Here is a 16,322-nt window from a genome sequence, read left to right as displayed (position 1 = left end):
TCCAGGAGGAAAAATGTTCGACACTAGCAAGGCATTCAGCGGTTTCTCCGTCGACGACATCCCGGCCGCGCGGAAGTTCTACGCCGAGACGCTCGGCATCGAGGTCGCCGAAAACTGGGGGATGCTGCGGCTGCGTCTCGCCGAAGGACGCGAAGTGCTCGTCTACCCGAAGGGCGACAAGCACGTTCCGGCTGAGTACACCATTCTCAACTTCCCGGTGGACGACATCGACCAGGCGGTCGCGGACCTCGGTGCGGCCGGGGTTTCCTTCGAACCGTTCGACGGCGTCGACGAAAAAGGCATTTTCCGGCTTGGCGGGCCACTGATCGCGTGGTTCCGCGATCCGGCGCGGAATATTCTTTCGGTGCTTCAGGAAAACTGAGGACAGGACCGCAAAACTGAAGATGCCGGAACGCGCGCCCGGATGAGAAGTTGGAGGCATGACGACAGTTTCGGGGCCGGCTCGCACGAGCTGGCGGGGAGTGCTCGCGCTGGCGGCGGCGGTGGTCGTGGTCGCTTCGGCAACGGGCTTTTTCCGGGCTTTCACGATGCCCGGAATGGAGTCGATGGACTCGATGGGTCCACCGGGTTCGACAGCCGACCGGCGGCTGCACGGCATGGCGCTGGCCGACATGCCGGAAATGTTCGTCGCCGGCGCGGCCTTGCTCCTCGCGCTGGGAGCCGCGCTCGTCCTCGGCCGGACGCGGCAGGGCGCGGTTCCAGCGGTCCCGGCTGTCCGGCCTCCGCAAACGGTCCGGGGAAGGCGGACGATCGCAGTGGTCGCCACCGCCGCGCTCACGATCGACATCAGCAAGACGTCGACGCTGGGGTTCGTCATCCCCGGCCTGCGCACGGAATACGGCATCGACGCCTCGACCGCGTCGCTGCTGGCGGTGAGCGGGCTGTCCGGCACGGCGCTGGGCGCGTTGCTGTGCAGCAGGCTGGCCGAGCGCATCGGCCGCCGAGCTTGTTATCTGCTCGCCACGCTCGGGTTCACCGCCACGAGCATGTGCGGCACCATGCCGGATTTCGGCGGCAACGTGGTGATGTGCTTCCTGATGGGCATCGCCGTCGGCGGGCTGGCTCCGATGCTGATCACGGTGCTCAGCGACCTCTTCCCGGGGCCGGGCAGGGGAGCGGCGGTCACCGGCCTGTCGATCCTCGCGACCGCGATCGGCTACCTGGTCGCGTCCGGTTCCGCGTTGTGGCTGGAGCCCGTCTTCGGCTGGCGGGTGCTGTGGCTCATCGGCGCGCCGACCGGACTGCTGCTGGCCGCCGCGGCAGCCGTCATCCCGGATCAGCGGAGCACCCGCGCGCCCACCGCGGCGGAGGACAACTGGCTGGCCCGGAACACGCTCACGACCCGGCTGCAATGGGTGTTCGCCTTCTCGATCGGCTTGACCACATTCGGCCTGACCACCTGGGTGCCGACCCTGTCCCGCGTCGGCGGTCTCTCGCTGACCACGGCGAACGCCCTGCTGACCGGATCCGCGGTGGCGATGGTGCTGGGCGCGGGACTGCTGGTCCTCGGCTACCGCCGCTTCGGCCCCACCGGCGTCACGGTGCGGCTGGCCGTCTGCGTCGCGTTATTGCTGTTGGCGCTCGCGGTGTCGGGATGGGCGGTAGCCGCGCCGTGGCTGTCGGCAGCGGTGCTGACGGTCGCCTTGCTAGGCGTCAACACGATGGCGGCGGTGTTCCTGCCAGTCGCCGCCGATGTGGCCGACGACGGCTTGCGCGGGCGAGTCGCGGGGTCGGTGTCGTTCTTCAACCGGCTCGGCGGGCTGGCTGGCCCATTGGTGCTTTCGCTGCTGGTGAGGTCGGTGTCGGAGGTACTGGTTTCGGTCGCGCTCCTGGCGCTGCTGTGCGGTTCGGTCGCGGCTTATACGAGCCGTCGACAACGGGTGCTGCGGAAGGCCGCAGCGGTCAGAACCGCCGCGTGAACGGCAGCGGACGGCGCATCCGCACCAGCAGCAGCAACGGAACCAGCACATAGGGGAGGTTGAACGCGAGGAACTTGGCCGGGTTGCCGGTGCGCGTCGCCGGGTCGCCGAAGAACTCGACGCCGAACACGACGATCCCGGTGAGCGTGACGATCATCGTCGCGTAGACCACCGCGAACAGCTGGATCCCGTTGCGGCCCGCGACGAGGCACCAGACGAGCACGACGTAGAACGGGAGGTATACGAACGCCGACAGGCCGGTGACGATCCGCATCCAGTCCGGCGGGTGCATGAAGAGCGGGTCGGCGTCGTGGGCGTACCAGTAGTTGGAGTCGACGAAGAAGTTGCCGGTCGGCCGCGAGAAGTCGACGCCGACAGTCGGCAGCAGGTCGCTGATCAGCGACGTCACCGTGAACGCCGAGAAGATCACGGCGAAGAAAATGTCGATCTTGCGCTCGCGCAGGGGCAGGTTCGCCGTCGTGGTGCCCATCGGCGGATTGTAGGGCGTCGCAGCGGCGATTTCGGCAGTACAGTCGCGGTCATGAACGCGTTCCAGGTGTGCCTCTGGGTGTTCGCGGGAGTGTGCGCCGGCTGCTGGCTGCTGTCGGTGCTCACCAGGGAGTACTCCTGGGTGGACCGGATCTGGTCGGTCGTCCCGGTGGCCTACGTCGGCATCTTCGCCGGGCACGCGGGGTTCGCGGACGCGCGCCTGAACCTGCTGTTCGCGCTCGTGTTCCTGTGGGGCGCGCGGCTCACGTTCAACTACGGCCGCAAAGGCGGCTACGCGCCCGGCGGCGAGGACTACCGCTGGGCGGTGCTGCGCGGCCGGATGGCGCCGTGGCAGTTTCAGCTGTTCAACCTCTTCTTCATCACGCTCTACCAGAACGTGATCCTGCTGCTCATCACGCTTCCCGCGTGGACCGCGCTCGACCACCAGACTCCGCTGGGCGCCGCCGACATCGTGCTGGCCGTCGCGTTCCTCGCGTGCCTGGCCGGCGAGACGATCGCGGACCAGCAGCAATGGAACTTCCACCAGTGGAAGAAGCGGGAGACCGCCGCCGGGCGCACTCCCGAACCGCGGTTCGCGCAGACCGGGCTCTTCCGGTTTTCCCGGCACCCCAACTTCTTCTTCGAACAAGCGCAGTGGTGGCTGGTGTTCCTGATCGGCGTCTCGGCGGCCGGCGCGGTCACCTGGACGATCGCCGGCGCGGTCCTGCTGACGGCGCTGTTCATCGGCTCGACGATCTTCACCGAGAGCATCACCCTCGGCCGCTACCCCGAGTACGCGGACTACCAGCGGCGAGTCTCGCCGATCGTGCCGTGGTTCCCGCGCCGGGCCGACCGCCGCGGAAGCGCCGTCGGGTCCACTTCGGACTGAGTCCGGCCCGCGGTGTGACCGCCCTCACGGGAATGCCGTGAACCTCCCCGGTGTCCGATGAGTCGGAAGGGATACCGTTCGCCCGGTAGGGTCACGGTTCACACGACTGGGGGTAGTTTCATGATCGGTTTCGAAACCGACCTCGACGACCTGCGCAAGGCGAGCGGGTTCGTCGCGAACGCCGGGGACGCGGCGGAGACCGCGCGCGGCGGAGTGCGCAGGCTGGACCTGCCCGACGCGGTCGGCCCGGCCGCCATCATCGGCTCGATCGACCTGTTCGGCGGCGGCCCGACCACTGCGTTCGGCGGATCGCTCGGCATGCCCAAGATCGCGGCGGCGTACGAGAACCACCGCGCGAAGGTCGAGGAAGCACTCGCGAAGCTGGCCTACACGACGCATCAGGCGAGCGAAGCGCTCAAGCGCGTGGCGGAGCTGTACGAGGCGTCGGACGCCGAGGCGCAGTCCGCGGTGCGGCGCGCGGGCGGAGAGGTGCGCTGACGTGAGCGAGCAGGAAGACTACTTCGGGCTCAGCGGCGGCTCGGACGGGCGTCCGCGCGCGGAACTGCTCGAAGGCATCAGCGAGGATCTGCACAAGGGCGCCAACGACGCGCTCGACGGGCTGGAGTTCCTGCGCTACGCGGAGTTCTTCAAGTTCTCCGCGATCAAAGAGCTGTACGAGTCGTACCAGGACAAGGTCACCGAGGTCTTCCGGGAGTTCTCCGAGGCCGACCTCAAGGACACCGGCGGCGGCTTGCAGTCGATGATCAACTCGTACGAGCCGGTGTGGAAGAACCTCAGCCGCGGGTCGATCACCGAACTGCGCCGGGCGAAGGAACTGCTGGGCTCGTGGCGCGGCAACGCGGCCGAGGACGTCAAGACCTACCTCGACCGGCTGTCAGAGGCCTACGAAGCGCTCGCCGCGGAGATCACGGTCGTGGAGAGCGACATCGTCGCCGCCCGCGACGGCGTATGGGCCGCGCGGGACGACCTCAGCTCGCTCGCGCTGACGTTCCGGGAAACCGCCGAGAAGTACCAGAAGGAGAAGGCCAAGGAAGGCGAAATCTCCTGGTCCAAGGTGGCGGCGGTGGCGTTCACCGGCGCTCTGGTCGGGATGCTCGCCGTGGTCGCCACCCCGGGCGGAGCCGTGGCCGCGGCGGGCGGGCTGTCGATGAGCGCGGTCGGCGCGCAGGCCGCGGTCGCGGGTGCGGGCGCCGGGCTCACCGAGGTGACGGCGCAGGCCTCGGCGAAGGTCGAAGGCGACAACGCGGACGACATCTTCCAGAGCTTCCTCAGCGGCGTGGACAAGATCCGCTCGCACATGCAGGAATCGGCGGGAAGGCTGGCGGACAAGATCCACGAGAAGTCGGTCAACCTGCCGCCGGTGCCGAACCCGCCCGACGTCAGCCCCGGCGATTCGTTCGACCCGGCCAACTTCGAGACCTCGAACACCCCGAAGGGCACCGAAAAGCGGGTCCGGGACCGGAACGTCGACATCGCGCCGGACGGTTCGGTGTCGCAGCCGCTGTCGCCGTCCACGATGGACTGACGTGCCCAGTCCGGAAGAACTGATCCAGGCTCTGTCCGCGTTGTCGGTCGAGGCGTCCTCGCCCGGCAACGCGGTCACCGCCACGGTCAACACCGACGGTGTCCTCACGGAACTGAAACTGTCCGGCACAGTACGGAATCTGCCGCCGGACGAGCTGGCCGCGCTGGTGCTGCGCACGTACGCCGAAGCGCAACGGGAATCGGCGAACCGCACGGCGGCGCTGCTGGCTCCGCTCGGCACCCGCGGATACGTGATGGACCGCCTGAAGTGGCGGGCCGGGTTCACCCCCGAAGCCGCGCCCGCGGCTCCGGCTCCCCGGCGACCCGCTCCGCCCGCCGAGCCGAGGCCGTCTCCCGCGCCTGCCGAGCCGAAACCCGCTGCCGCGCCGGAGAAGCCCGCAGTCTCCCGGAACCCGGCGGCCGCTTCGGCCGTGCAGGGCGAAGGGGACTACCTCCGCAACCGCACCTCCGACCCCGAACGTTCCGCGGAACCGGAGCGCCCGGTGAGTGACGAGGATTGGTACGAGGCTGGCGTGCGGTTCGACGAGGCCTGGTAGTCGCGCAGTCCGGCGGAAAAGTTCTTTGCCGGTCCGGAAAGCGACTGCCGTCGTCTCCGTCTCGGCGTCTGTGGCTCGTTGTGAGCGACCAGGCGCGGTACGCGTTCAGCCGAGCGTGCCTTCGTCGCCGACGGCCAGCACGGCGGAAAGTCTTTGCTGGTAGGGAAACGACCACCGCCGTCTCCGTCTCGCCATCGCGGCATCGAACGCTGCTCGTGAGCGACCAGGCGTGGTAGCCGTTCAGCCGAGCGTGCCCTCGTCGCCGAGCAGCTTGCGCAACCCCGGAAGCACCGCGGAAAGGTCTTTGCCCGTCCGGAAAGCAACCACCGTCGTCTCCGTCTCACCAGTATTGCCGAACAGCGCGACCGTGTCCGCCATCGCAGCGTCAAACGCCGCCTCCGGATCCGCAGCCTGTCCGCGCAGCCATCGCCGAAGGACGTGGTTGTGCGCCGTCACCACCGCGGCCGCCATGAGTTCGGCGCGCAGCGCGGTTTCTTCGCCGCCGCCCATCCAGCGGTGGACGAATTCCTGGAACAGCCGTTGATACTGCCGCGTGCCCGCGATTTCCCGCGCGCGTAGTGCGGGCACGCTGCGGGTGAGCCGGTAGCGCGCCAGCGCGAGGTCGCCTTCCGCGACGTAATGCCGCAGCACCAGCCGCGCGGCTTCGGTGACCGCGACGATCGCGGTGCGCGGATCGGATCCGGCCAGTCGGGCCTCGATCGCGCTCAGCAGCACCTCGTGGTCGGGGAAGATCACGTCCTCTTTGGACCGGAACGCACGGAAGAACGTGCTGCGCCCCACGCCCGCGCGGTCGGTGATGTCGTCCACCGTCGTCTGGTCGTAGCCGCGTTCCTCGAACAGCGCGAACGCGGCCTCGGTCAGCCGTTGCTTGGCCGGTTTCTCGGGCATCGGGCCACCTTTCGCACGCACGCTGCGGCCAGCCTAATCGGACGCGGCCGCGCGGGAGCAGGGTGAGGTGGGCCACCCCGCTCTCGCCTACTCGCCGGTACTGAGTACCGTTATCATGAAACCAAGTACCGGAGGGATGGGTGAGGCACGTGGAGCTCGTCGGCGTGGTCGGCTGCGGCCAGATGGGGGCGGGGATCGCCGAGGTGTGCGCCCGGGCCGGGCTGGACGTCGTGGCGGTCGAATCGAGCCGGGCGGCCGCCGACGCGGGCCGGGCGCGGCTGGAGGCGTCGCTGGGGCGGGCCGAGCGCAAGGGGAAGATCGCGTCCGCGGCCGAGGTGCTGGACCGGATCCGGATCACCGAGGACCTCGACGACCTGGCCGACCGCACGCTCGTCGTCGAGGCGATCGTCGAGAACGAGGCGGTCAAGGCGGAGCTGTTCGCGAAGCTGGACAAGATCGTCGCCGCGCCGGACGCGGTGCTGGCCTCCAACACGTCGTCGATCCCGATCATGAAGCTCGGCACCGCGACCGAGCGCCCGGCGCAGGTGCTCGGCATCCACTTCTTCAACCCGGTCCCGGTGCTGCCGCTGGTCGAACTGGTGCCGAGCCTGCTCACCGGCGACGAGACCACCGACCGCGCGCGGAAGTTCGCCGAGGAGACCCTCGGCAAGCACGCCATCCTGTGCCAGGACCGCGCCGGATTCGTGGTGAACGCGCTGCTGATCCCGTTCATCCTCGCCGCGGTGCGCATGCTGGAGTCCGGCTTCGCGACGAAGGAAGCCATCGACGAGGGCCTCGTGCGCGGCGCCGCGCACCCGCAGGGCCCGCTCGCGCTGGCCGACCTGATCGGACTGGACACCACGAAGGCGGTCGCGGAATCGCTGTACGAGGAGTTCAAGGAGCCGCTGTACGCGCCGCCGCCGCTGCTGGCCCGCATGGTCGACGCCGGCCTGCTTGGCCGCAAGACCGGCCGCGGCTTCTACACCTACTGAGTTCCGGCGAGGAGAACCCGATGAGCTTCGACCTGTTCAAAATCAACGAAGACCACGAAGCGATCCGCGAAGCCGTGCGCGCGGTCGCCGAAGAGCAGATCGCCCCGCACGCCGCGGAGGCCGACGAGCGCGAAGAATTCCCCAAGGCGTCCTACGACGCTCTGGTCGCGTCGGACTTCCACGCCCCGCACGTGCCGGAGCAGTACGGCGGCGCCGGTGCCGACGCGCTGGCCACCTGCATCGTGATCGAGGAAGTGGCGCGCGTGTGCGCTTCGTCCTCGCTCATCCCCGCGGTGAACAAACTCGGCAGCCTGCCGCTGATCCTGGCCGCGAACGAGGACGTCAAGGCGAAGTACCTGCCCCCGCTGGCTTCGGGCGAAGCGGGATTCTCGTATGGACTGTCCGAACGCGACGCGGGCTCGGACACCGCCTCGATGCGTTGCCGCGCCACCCCTTCCGGCGACGACTGGATCCTCAATGGACAGAAGTCGTGGATCACCAACGCGGGCTTCTCCGAGTACTACACGGTCCTGGCGGTAACCGACCCCGATGGTCGCCGCGGCGCCAACGTGAGCGCCTTCGTGGTCGAGAAGTCCGACCCGGGGTTCTCGTTCGGCGCCAAGGAGAAGAAGCTGGGCATCAAGGGCTCGCCGACGCGGGAACTGCTGTTCGACCAGGTCCGCATCCCGGGCGACCGCATGGTCGGCGAGCCGGGTCAGGGCTTGAAGATCGCCCTGAAGACGCTGGACCACACCCGCGTGACGATCGCCGCGCAGGCCGTCGGCATCGCGCAGGGCGCGCTGGACCACGCGCTGGGATATGTCAAGGAGCGCAAGCAGTTCGGCAAGCACATCGCGGATTTCCAGGGGATCCAGTTCATGCTGGCGGACATGGCGATGGCAGTCGAGACGGCGCGCCAGATGGTGTACACCGCGGCCGCGAAGTCCGAACGAGGCGACGACGACCTGTCGTTCTTCGGCGCGGCGGCCAAGTGCCACGCGTCGGACGTGGCGATGAGCGTGACGACGGACGCGGTCCAATTGCTGGGCGGGTACGGCTACACGCGCGACTTCCCGCTGGAACGCATGATGCGGGACGCGAAGATCACGCAGATTTACGAGGGCACGAACCAGATCCAGCGCCTGGTGATGGCTCGGCAGTTGCTGAAGGGCTGACGTTTCTGCCCCGTTAGTTCGGGCGGCTCTGGCTGCTCATGATCAGGTCTCTTGCGGGCCGTCAGAGCAGCCAGGCCGTCTGAACACCGCGGCGAGCGCGCTCACGGAGTTCAGCGAGTCCGGTACTCGTCGAGGAGCCGGAAGAACACGTTCAGCGGCTCCTCGCCCTCGGCGTGCCCTTCGATGGCGACCGCCCATCCCGCGGCCATCGGCCAGCCGTAGCGAGCCTCGATCCATTGCGCGAACGGGCCGGCGGGCCCCAGCGCGAACTCCTCATCGCATCCGTGCACGTTCAGGGCGACGCTGTAACCGAAGAGGACGCTCTGCAAGTCCTGCAGAGAACGCTGCCGAAGCCACATTCCCGGGCGAAGCCGGATCTCGTCGAGAACCTCGTGCACGTCCTGGCACTGAGCGATGGGTTTCGGCCGTTTCCCCGATGCAGCTGTCACACCGCAGATCCTGCTGAGCCAGCACTGCCGCAGCGAGCACGCAGTCAGGTCGAAGGCTTGTGCTGCCGATCATGCCTTCGCTGCGCCTTCACCACATCCACCGCCCGCACGCGGACCCATTCCAGCAGGCCCTCCAGCGGCGTCGCCAGTTCCTGCCCAAGCTCTGTGAGCGAGTACGTCACCTTGGGCGGCGTAGCGGGCTCCACCTCGCGATGGATCAACCCGTCGCGGGTGAGGGTGCGCAGGTTCTGCGACAGCATCTTCTCGCTGATTCCGCCGATCGTGTCGCGCAGTTCGTAAAAGCGCGCCGGACGATCGCGCAAGGACAGCAGGATCAGCGTGCCCCAGCGGCTGCACACGTGGTCGAGCACCGTCCGGCCGGGGCAGTCGCTGTTGAACGCGTCACCCGGGTCCGGGGCGGTGCGGCGTCCTGCCTCGGTGCCTACTCCCATGTCCGGAGCTTACCCCACGGTGCGTCCTTACCAAAAGTTAGCCCAGAACCTACGGTGAGCTTCACTGCGACACAAGGAGGTACGACCCGTGACTGTCTTGGTGATCGGCGCTACCGGCAACGTCGGCCGTCAGGTGGCCGTCCAGTTGGTCGAGCGCGGTCTTCCGGTGCGTGCGCTGGCTCGGCGGCCGGAGAAGGCCGATCTGCCACCCAGCGTTGAAGTCGTTCCCGGTGATCTGTCTGATTTGGACAGTCTGCGAGCTGCGTTGCGAGGGGTGGGCTCGGTCTTCTTGATGTGGCCGTTGATTTCCGGCGACCCGGCCGAGGCGATCGCGGACACGATCGCGGGCAGTGCTCGTCGGCTGGTGCTGCTCTCGTCGGCCGCGGCGCGCGGGGACTCGGATGACGCGATCAGTCAGGTTCATCGCGCGGTGGAGAAGGCGATCGAGCGCACCAGTCTGGAGTGGACGTTCCTTCAACCGCACGGGTTCGCGACCAACACCCTTGGCTGGGCATCGCAAATTCGCGAGGACGGCGTCGTGCGCGGGGCTTACGGTTCGGTGTACTCCACGCTCATCCACGAAGCCGACATGGCGGCGGTCGCGGTGACTGCGCTGACTTCCGAAGGGCATGTCGGGGCGAAGTACGACCTCACGGGGCCCGCTGCGCTCACGCAGGCTGAGCAGGTCCGGGTGATCGGCGAGGTGATCGGCCGGGAGACCCGCTGGGAGGAGGTGCCGCGCGAGGTTGCGCGCGAACTTCTGCTCCAGCGGATTCCGGCGAAGTACGCGGACGCCATGCACGACGCGTTTGCCCGCTTGGCTGGCAGCGAACCCGACCGGCCGACGACGACGGTCGAGGACGTCACCGGGGTTCCGGCGCGGACTTTCGCCCAGTGGGTGGCCGATCACGCGGCTGAGTTCGCTCCGGAGGGAAGCTGACAGACCCCGCGGGTTCAGCAATTGCTAATATTCGCAATTGCTGAACCCGTCCGGTCGAGAGGGCGGACCCGGACCGAAGGCGGCACCCGTGAGCAGACCGCTCTACCAGCTGAAAGCCGAGTTCTTCAAGACGCTCGGCCATCCGGCGCGGATCCGGGTGCTGGAACTGTTGTCGCAGCGCGAGCACGCGGTCGCTGAGATGCTGCCGGAGGTCGGGATCGAGCCGGCGAACCTGTCGCAGCAGCTCGCGGTGCTGCGGCGGATGGGGCTGGTCACCACGCGCAAGGAAGGGTCGAGCGTCTACTACTCGCTGATCAGCCCACAGGTCGCGGAGCTGCTGGCGGTCGCGCGCGAGATCCTCACCGGCGTCCTGTCGGGCCAGGTCGAACTGCTCGACGACCTGCGCACCGCGCACGCGGACAGCTCGCGTTCCCCGCGCGGCTGAGACCAACGGAGGCGATGTGACGAGCGAATTCGTGCGGGAGCTGAAGCGGGGGATCGCGGCGGCGCAGCAGGCGCTGGAGCACGCCGGCGAGGACGAGGCGGAGGGTCATCGCGAGCGGCTGGCCGAACTGCGGGAAATCGCGCAGCAGAACGACGTCGACCTCGGCGAGTCCGGTCGATGAGCTGGACGCGTCCCGGGCTGGCGATCGTCGGGGAGGACGGGCCGTCGCGGCTGCAGGCGGACGCACGGGCGATCCAGGAGCACACCGGTGTTCCGACGTCGGCGTTCACGGTGCGCTCGCGCGACGCGGCGGAGCTGGCGGCGGCCTTGCGCTCGCTGCCGGACGAGGTCGCGGTGGTGTACCTGGCCGGGGTGGAACCGGCGAAAGCCCGTGCGGCACAACGAGAACTGGCTTCGACGCTTCCGGTCGTCACCGAGGAGGAAGCCGCCGCGATCGTGCTGACTGCGGCGGTGCTGATCCGGTCGCGACGGCTGCAGGTCGCGCCGTTCGACGCGAAGGTGGTCGTGGCCGGTTCGGACGCGATGCCGTTGCTGGTGCCGCTGCTGGTGGCGTCCGGAGTCGGCGACGTGGTGGCCTGGCGACGCGACGACGCGGCCGGGTTTCCGCTGCGGGAAGTCGCGAGGAACGCGACTGCGGTGGTCGATGCGGTGGGGGAGTTCGAGGGCTCCGCGCTGGTGCCCCCGGAACGGAGTGCGCTCTTGCTGCCGCTGCCGGGGTTGTTCGCAGCACTGCGGCGGGGGCTGGCCGGGTCTGACCCGGTGGACGTGCATCGGGCCTGCGCGCACGCGTTGACGACGCTCGCGCCGGTGGATCAGCCGCTGCCGGAACTGTCGGACCCGGATCTGGCGACCCGGGTGCTGGACGCGATCGCGGAGGCGGTTCGGTCGCCTCGGAAGCGTTAGCTCAGCGGTCGTAATACGTAGTCGGCCCCTCCGGCCACTGCCGCGTAGGCGGAGGCGGCGGCTGCTGCTCCGCCCGGCTGTTCCGCTTCCGCCGATGCAATGTCCGGGCACTCGCCGCCATGCTGCTCACCAGTGAGGCGATCACCAGCCCGATCACCAGGTTGATCGCCGCCGTCGCGATTTTCGCTTCCAGGCCCACCGTCAGGGTGAGCGGCAGGACCACCGCGATGGCTGTCACCAGCACCATGATCCAGCCGAAAAACTGGCCCGGCGCCGGGGTCGCCACGCTCAGCAAGTGCATCAGTCCGGTCGCCAGCAGGGCGACGGCAGCGGCGGAGATCGCGTACGTCGGCGTGCTCGCCTTGCCCCACAAGCCGTCACCCTTTGGGGCCAGGACCGGCACGTCGAAGATGCCTCGCGCGATCAGCAGGCCCACTACCGCCACGAGGGCCGCGACCACCGCTGTGGCCACGCCGCCTGCCCACAACCTCGCTGCGTCGATGCCTGGCCGGGTGTCCTCCCCGTAATTGCCGGGGTACTGCTGAACCATCGGGCGGTCCTTCCCTCGCGCATGCGGTCGCTTCGATTGTCGCCCTACCGAGGCTGTTCCGCCGGATCGGCGGATTTCGCCAGCGAGCGCAGCCGGAACGACAGGACCACCAGGGTTACCCCGTAAATCACCGCGTAAATCCCGATCAGCAGCGCGACGCCGAACGCGCCCGCGATCGGGTGGAACAGCACGAGCACCCCGGCGATCACCGAAAGCGCGCCCGCCGCGATCAGGAACGCCTCGCCGGTGATCTGCTTGCGCAAGCGGATCGCGGCGACGATTTCCATGATCCCGGTGACGACCGCCCACGCCCCGACGAGCGTCGCCAGCACCAGCACGGTCACCCCGGGCCACGCGAGCGTCATGATCCCGGCGATCAGGCCCAGCACGCCGAGCACCGCGTACGCGATCCGGTGCGCGCCGTCGCCCGGCCGGAACGCCTGCATGATCGCGCCGGCCGCGTCGATCAGCACGTAGATCCCGAACAGGAAAGCCAGCGCCAGCACGGTGATCCCCGGCCACACCAGCGCCAGCACGCCGAACAGGACGCCCAGGATCCCGCGCGTGAGCACGAGCGGCCACGCGCGCCGCGGGTCGAGCACCGCGAAGCCGAGGACGGGCGGAATGGGCGTGGACATCGAGGGCCTCCCGGAGGTGTGGTGCTGACCTGGCAAAACGGTAGCCGGACCAGGGCAGCACCGCCGGGACCTCACCCGATCGAGGGCGCTACCAGGCGACGGTCAATCCGGCGAGCCGCCACGTCCCCGGGTCGGGTACCCGCTTCGCCTCGAGGACACGCAACCCGGCGAACCGGTCCAGCAGCGCGGTCAGCGCCACCTCCGCCTGCACCCTCGCGAACGACGCGCCGAGGCAGAAATGCGGCCCGTGCGCGAAACCGAGGTGTGCGCCTGCCGACCGGCGGACGTCGAAGCGGTCCGGGTCGGCGAAGACGCGCGGGTCCCGGTTCGCCGCCGCGATCGACGCGGTCACCGGCTCGCCCTGGCGGATCTGCACGCCGTGCAATTCCAGGTCTTCGGTCGTCCGCCGGGGAATCGTCAGCAGCTGCGAACCGCACCAGCGCATCAATTCTTCGACCGCGCCCGGCCACAGCTCCGGTTCCCGGCGCAGCACTTCGAGCTGATCCGGGTGCGACAGCAGGGTTTCCACCGCATTGGCGATGAAATTCGCCGGGGTCTGCCCGGCCAGCACGAGCTGCCAGACCAGCGCGACGGCTTCCGTTTCGGTCAGGCCCGCGCTCGTCAGATGCGCCAGCATCGCGCTGTCCGGACGCGAGACCAGCGTCCGCGCGCTGTCGATGATCCCGGGCACGGCGGCGGCGAACCCCTCGCCGGACACCTGCACGACCGCCGCGCCGTATTCGTGCCAGCGCGGCCGTTCGGCTTCCGGCACGCCGACCAGCGCGCAGATGACCTCCATCGGCAGCGGCCGGGCGAACTCGGCGAGCAGGTCGACGGGGCCGTCCGCGGGCAATGCGTCGAGGTAGCGGGCGACGATTTTCTCGATCTCCGGCCGGAAATCCAGCGCCCGGCGGGCGGCGAACGCCGGCGTGGTGAGACGGCGCAGCCGGGCGTGTTCGGCGCCTCCCATTTCCTGCATGGTCCGCAGGTAGGGACGGCAGTGCTCGGGGACGTCCGGACGCTGATAGCTGGCCTCGCTCAAGGCGAACCGCTGGTCAGTGAGCATCGCGCGGGCTTCGGCGTGCCGCGTCAGGACCCACATCGGCGGGAAGCCGGGGCCGGTGAGCTTGGCCAGCGGGCCCTGCTCCCGGGCGGCTCCGTAGGCGGTGAACGGGTCGCTCGTGACGGCCGGATCAGTCAGGTCGAGCTCGGGAACGGGCGGTGCGGGGGACACGGACGACCTCCAGATGGTCATTTCAGATGATCTCATCATATGAATGGTGGCGGTATCTTGGCAAGGAAGCGGACCGGGAGGACTCACGATGGCGCGGCTGACCAGGGCGCAGACGCAGGAGCGCAACCGGGCGAAAGTGCTGGCCGCCGCCCGCGAGGAGTTCACCGAGCGCGGCTTCCGCGACGCCAAGATCGACGTGATCGCCGAGCGCGCCGAGCTCACCCGAGGCGCGGTCTACTCCAACTTCCCCGGCAAACGCGCGCTCTACTTCGCCGTGCTCGCCGCCGAAGCGGAACGGTTCGCCGCCCAGCCGCCTGAACCGGACCCGGGCCTGACCCCCGCCGAAGCGCTCGGCGCGTTCGCCCGCGCGTGGGTCGCGCGGCTGCCGCTGGCCACCGATCCGGACGCGCGTCTCGGCGTCGACCTGCTCCCGGAAATCCTCGCCGACGAACTCACCCACCGGCCGTACGCCCAGTTGCTGCGGTTCGACGCGATCGTGCTCGGCCTGGTGCTGGAGCGCCTTTCGCCGTCGTCCGGACGGCTGGTGCGGGTGGCGGAAGCGGCGCTGACGATGCTGCACGGGGCGAGTCAGCTCGCCGCGGCGGCACCCGGTTTCGGGGAGCCGTTCAACGTCGTGCGCGCGTGTGAAGCGTTGCCCGCGCTGGGACTTGCCGACACGTGGCCGGAGCCGCCGATCGTGCCGCAAGCGAAAGCAGTCGGGGAAACCTGGGCCCCGCCGGAGGTTTTCGACGCCCTGCGCGAGCGTTCGGTCCGCATCGACGGCGACGGGGTGGTCGCGGTGATCGGGCTGCACCGGCTGTCCGCGGTGGAAGAAGCCTTGCGTGCGGCCAAGAATGTCACGCTGGTCGTGGTGACGGGTCAGCCGGGAGAGCTGGTGCCGCTGACCAATCTGGTGCTGGCGGATCTGCGCGGTCTGCTGAAGCGGTCGTGTCCGGGATCGGCGTGGCCGGACGTGCGAGTGATCGTGGACGAGACCGGCGCGGTGGCCGCTGCGGCCGGGGTCTCGGCGGTCAGCGACGCGACCGAGACCGCGGTCCGGGTCCACAATGGACAGATTGTGCTGCGGGCGGAGGGCTTCGGCGCCTGCCACGCCGCCGCGACGAGCACTGTCCCCGCGGAAACCCGGTAAGCCGCGCAAACCCTTCCGACGTCGGTGGACAGGGCAGGCGCCGCGGCAGATAGTGGAGCGAAGATCGGCCGAAGGGGGCGGCGATGGCCGAAATCGCTCCGGTGGACCGGCAGTTGCGCAGCCTGCTGCGGCACGGCACGTTCGCGCAGGTCCTCGACCACGCGCTGAACATCCGGGGGCTGAGTCTCGAACAGGTCCGGCAGCGGCTCGCCGGGCGGGGAGTGCGGGTCAGCCGGGCGGCGCTGAGCTACTGGCGCCACGGCCGCAGCCGTCCGGAACGGGCCGAATCGCTGCGCGCGGTGCGGGCGCTGGAGGCGGTGCTCGGGCTTCCGCCGGAATCGCTGGTCGCGCTGCTCGGCCCGCCCCGGCCCCGGGGCAGGGGAGCGGCGGCGGAACCGGGGGCCATCGACCGCAAACGGCTGTGGCCGGGCCACCGGCCGCTGCTGGCGGAGCTGGACCTGCCGCCGGACAGCCTGGTGCGCCGCCTCGACGTGCACGAGCACCTGCGGGTGGACGAGCACCGGCGGCTGACCCGGGTGCACACCCGGCTGGTCGTGGAGGCGATGGCCGACCGGGTCGACCGGTGCGTGGTGTTCCTGTGGGCCGAGCAGTCCGCCCCGGCGCTGCCCGCCGAGGTCCGGTACTGCCGACCCGGCCGGGTCCGGGTCGACGCGGAAGCCGGCGCGACGGTCTGCGAACTGCTGCTGGACCAGCGGCTCGCGACGGGCGAGCGCAGCGTGCTCGAGTACACCGCGGTCTACCCGCCCGGCCCGGAACTGACCTTCTACCACCACCGGTTCACCCGCCCGGTGCGGCAATACCTGCTGCAGGCGGAGTTCGCCGGCGCCCCGCCCGCCACCTGCGTGCCGTTCCGCCAGAACAGCGTGCAGGCGCCGCGGCGGCCCGGTCCGCCGCTGTGGATCGGGGCCTCCCGGACCGCGCACCTGGTGCTGACCGACGTCCGGCCGGGCATCGCGGGCTTGTCCTGGGAATGGGCTTGACCGGCGGTTTTCCGGGAACCGCCGGTCAAGCCCCTCCTCACCC

At 69.5% G+C, this 16,322-nt stretch carries 21 protein-coding genes; 14 read left to right on the top strand and 7 right to left on the bottom strand.

The window, feature by feature from the left end; genetic code table 11:
* Positions 1 to 13 precede the first annotated feature (13 nt).
* Positions 14 to 382: a VOC family protein gene (locus tag EIZ45_RS15985; protein WP_134663459.1), complete on the top strand. Its 369-nt coding sequence runs from the start codon at positions 14 to 16 to the stop codon at positions 380 to 382.
* Between the two features lie 58 nt (positions 383 to 440).
* Positions 441 to 1,940, top strand: coding sequence for an MFS transporter (locus tag EIZ45_RS15980; RefSeq protein WP_134663458.1), 1,500 nt, complete (start codon positions 441 to 443; stop codon positions 1,938 to 1,940).
* Here EIZ45_RS15980 and EIZ45_RS15975 read toward each other — a convergent pair.
* A complete protein-coding gene (locus tag EIZ45_RS15975) occupies positions 1,924 to 2,430 on the bottom strand; it encodes an emopamil-binding family protein (protein ID WP_134663457.1) in 507 nt (168 codons plus the stop codon). The genes EIZ45_RS15980 and EIZ45_RS15975 overlap by 17 nt on opposite strands.
* A 51-nt stretch (positions 2,431 to 2,481) precedes the next feature.
* On the opposite strand from EIZ45_RS15975, the gene EIZ45_RS15970 reads away from it, so the two are divergent.
* From EIZ45_RS15970 to EIZ45_RS15955, 4 genes are all read left to right on the top strand, one after another.
* Complete coding sequence (locus EIZ45_RS15970) at positions 2,482 to 3,318, top strand: DUF1295 domain-containing protein (protein ID WP_134663456.1); 837 nt, start codon at positions 2,482 to 2,484, stop codon at positions 3,316 to 3,318.
* Between the two features lie 120 nt (positions 3,319 to 3,438).
* Entirely contained in the window at positions 3,439 to 3,816 is a 378-nt protein-coding gene (locus EIZ45_RS15965) for a hypothetical protein (RefSeq protein WP_037818608.1), read from the top strand.
* A 1-nt stretch (position 3,817) separates the two neighbouring features.
* On the top strand, positions 3,818 to 4,864 hold the full coding sequence (locus EIZ45_RS15960; RefSeq protein ID WP_134663455.1) for a hypothetical protein: 1,047 nt from the start codon (positions 3,818 to 3,820) through the stop codon (positions 4,862 to 4,864).
* Position 4,865: 1 nt separating this feature from the next.
* Positions 4,866 to 5,420, top strand: a complete 555-nt coding sequence (locus EIZ45_RS15955; protein WP_134663454.1) for a YbaB/EbfC family nucleoid-associated protein — start codon at positions 4,866 to 4,868, stop codon at positions 5,418 to 5,420.
* Positions 5,421 to 5,660: 240 nt separating this feature from the next.
* On the opposite strand, the gene EIZ45_RS15950 is transcribed toward EIZ45_RS15955, so the two are convergent.
* Complete coding sequence (locus EIZ45_RS15950) at positions 5,661 to 6,329, bottom strand: TetR/AcrR family transcriptional regulator (protein ID WP_037818612.1); 669 nt, start codon at positions 6,327 to 6,329, stop codon at positions 5,661 to 5,663.
* A 140-nt stretch (positions 6,330 to 6,469) separates the two neighbouring features.
* On the opposite strand from EIZ45_RS15950, the gene EIZ45_RS15945 reads away from it, so the two are divergent.
* A complete protein-coding gene (locus EIZ45_RS15945) occupies positions 6,470 to 7,321 on the top strand; it encodes a 3-hydroxybutyryl-CoA dehydrogenase (protein ID WP_205669953.1) in 852 nt (283 codons plus the stop codon).
* A gap of 20 nt (positions 7,322 to 7,341) precedes the next feature.
* Positions 7,342 to 8,496, top strand: a complete 1,155-nt coding sequence (locus tag EIZ45_RS15940; protein WP_134663453.1) for an acyl-CoA dehydrogenase family protein — start codon at positions 7,342 to 7,344, stop codon at positions 8,494 to 8,496.
* Between the two features lie 110 nt (positions 8,497 to 8,606).
* Here EIZ45_RS15940 and EIZ45_RS15935 read toward each other — a convergent pair whose 3' ends face one another.
* Both EIZ45_RS15935 and EIZ45_RS15930 read right to left on the bottom strand, forming a co-directional pair.
* Positions 8,607 to 8,945, bottom strand: a complete 339-nt coding sequence (locus EIZ45_RS15935) for a hypothetical protein (RefSeq protein ID WP_205669952.1) — start codon at positions 8,943 to 8,945, stop codon at positions 8,607 to 8,609.
* Positions 8,946 to 8,989: 44 nt separating this feature from the next.
* Entirely contained in the window at positions 8,990 to 9,397 is a 408-nt protein-coding gene (locus EIZ45_RS15930; RefSeq protein WP_134663452.1) for a helix-turn-helix domain-containing protein, read from the bottom strand.
* A gap of 88 nt (positions 9,398 to 9,485) precedes the next feature.
* On the opposite strand from EIZ45_RS15930, the gene EIZ45_RS15925 reads away from it, so the two are divergent.
* The 4 genes from EIZ45_RS15925 to EIZ45_RS15915 all read left to right on the top strand — a co-directional run bounded on the left by EIZ45_RS15925 (position 9,486) and on the right by EIZ45_RS15915 (position 11,706).
* The gene (locus EIZ45_RS15925) at positions 9,486 to 10,337 is read left to right on the top strand and encodes an NAD(P)H-binding protein (RefSeq protein WP_134663451.1); all 852 of its coding nucleotides are present in this window, start codon (positions 9,486 to 9,488) and stop codon (positions 10,335 to 10,337) included.
* 88 nt (positions 10,338 to 10,425) lie between these two features.
* Positions 10,426 to 10,782 carry a helix-turn-helix transcriptional regulator gene (locus tag EIZ45_RS15920; RefSeq protein WP_037818621.1) on the top strand — a complete coding sequence of 119 codons (357 nt, stop codon included), beginning with the start codon at positions 10,426 to 10,428 and terminating at the stop codon, positions 10,780 to 10,782.
* Positions 10,783 to 10,798: 16 nt separating this feature from the next.
* A complete protein-coding gene (locus EIZ45_RS46125) occupies positions 10,799 to 10,963 on the top strand; it encodes a hypothetical protein (RefSeq protein ID WP_158714566.1) in 165 nt (54 codons plus the stop codon).
* Positions 10,960 to 11,706: a hypothetical protein gene (locus EIZ45_RS15915; protein WP_134663450.1), complete on the top strand. Its 747-nt coding sequence runs from the start codon at positions 10,960 to 10,962 to the stop codon at positions 11,704 to 11,706. Before EIZ45_RS46125 ends, EIZ45_RS15915 begins: the two co-directional genes overlap by 4 nt.
* A gap of 1 nt (position 11,707) precedes the next feature.
* On the opposite strand, the gene EIZ45_RS15910 is transcribed toward EIZ45_RS15915, so the two are convergent.
* From EIZ45_RS15910 to EIZ45_RS15900, 3 genes are all read right to left on the bottom strand, one after another.
* Positions 11,708 to 12,256: a DUF6069 family protein gene (locus EIZ45_RS15910; protein ID WP_134663449.1), complete on the bottom strand. Its 549-nt coding sequence runs from the start codon at positions 12,254 to 12,256 to the stop codon at positions 11,708 to 11,710.
* Between the two features lie 44 nt (positions 12,257 to 12,300).
* The gene (locus tag EIZ45_RS15905) at positions 12,301 to 12,894 is read right to left on the bottom strand and encodes an HdeD family acid-resistance protein (RefSeq protein ID WP_134663448.1); all 594 of its coding nucleotides are present in this window, start codon (positions 12,892 to 12,894) and stop codon (positions 12,301 to 12,303) included.
* 88 nt (positions 12,895 to 12,982) lie between these two features.
* Positions 12,983 to 14,149, bottom strand: a complete 1,167-nt coding sequence (locus tag EIZ45_RS15900; protein WP_167756463.1) for a cytochrome P450 — start codon at positions 14,147 to 14,149, stop codon at positions 12,983 to 12,985.
* A 67-nt stretch (positions 14,150 to 14,216) separates the two neighbouring features.
* Here EIZ45_RS15900 and EIZ45_RS15895 point away from each other — a divergent pair, with 67 nt between their 5' ends.
* Positions 14,217 to 15,278 carry a TetR/AcrR family transcriptional regulator gene (locus EIZ45_RS15895; RefSeq protein ID WP_134663446.1) on the top strand — a complete coding sequence of 354 codons (1,062 nt, stop codon included), beginning with the start codon at positions 14,217 to 14,219 and terminating at the stop codon, positions 15,276 to 15,278.
* An 83-nt stretch (positions 15,279 to 15,361) separates the two neighbouring features.
* Positions 15,362 to 16,279: a transcriptional regulator gene (locus EIZ45_RS15890; protein ID WP_037818629.1), complete on the top strand. Its 918-nt coding sequence runs from the start codon at positions 15,362 to 15,364 to the stop codon at positions 16,277 to 16,279.
* The last annotated feature ends 43 nt before the right edge of the window (positions 16,280 to 16,322 follow it).

Origin of the sequence: Amycolatopsis sp. CFH S0740 (genome assembly GCF_004522315.1) — a bacterium.
Taxonomy (GTDB): domain Bacteria; phylum Actinomycetota; class Actinomycetes; order Mycobacteriales; family Pseudonocardiaceae; genus Amycolatopsis; species Amycolatopsis nivea.
The sequence above is the reverse complement of the archived record's forward strand: the minus strand, read 5'-3'. Positions and strand labels throughout refer to the sequence as shown.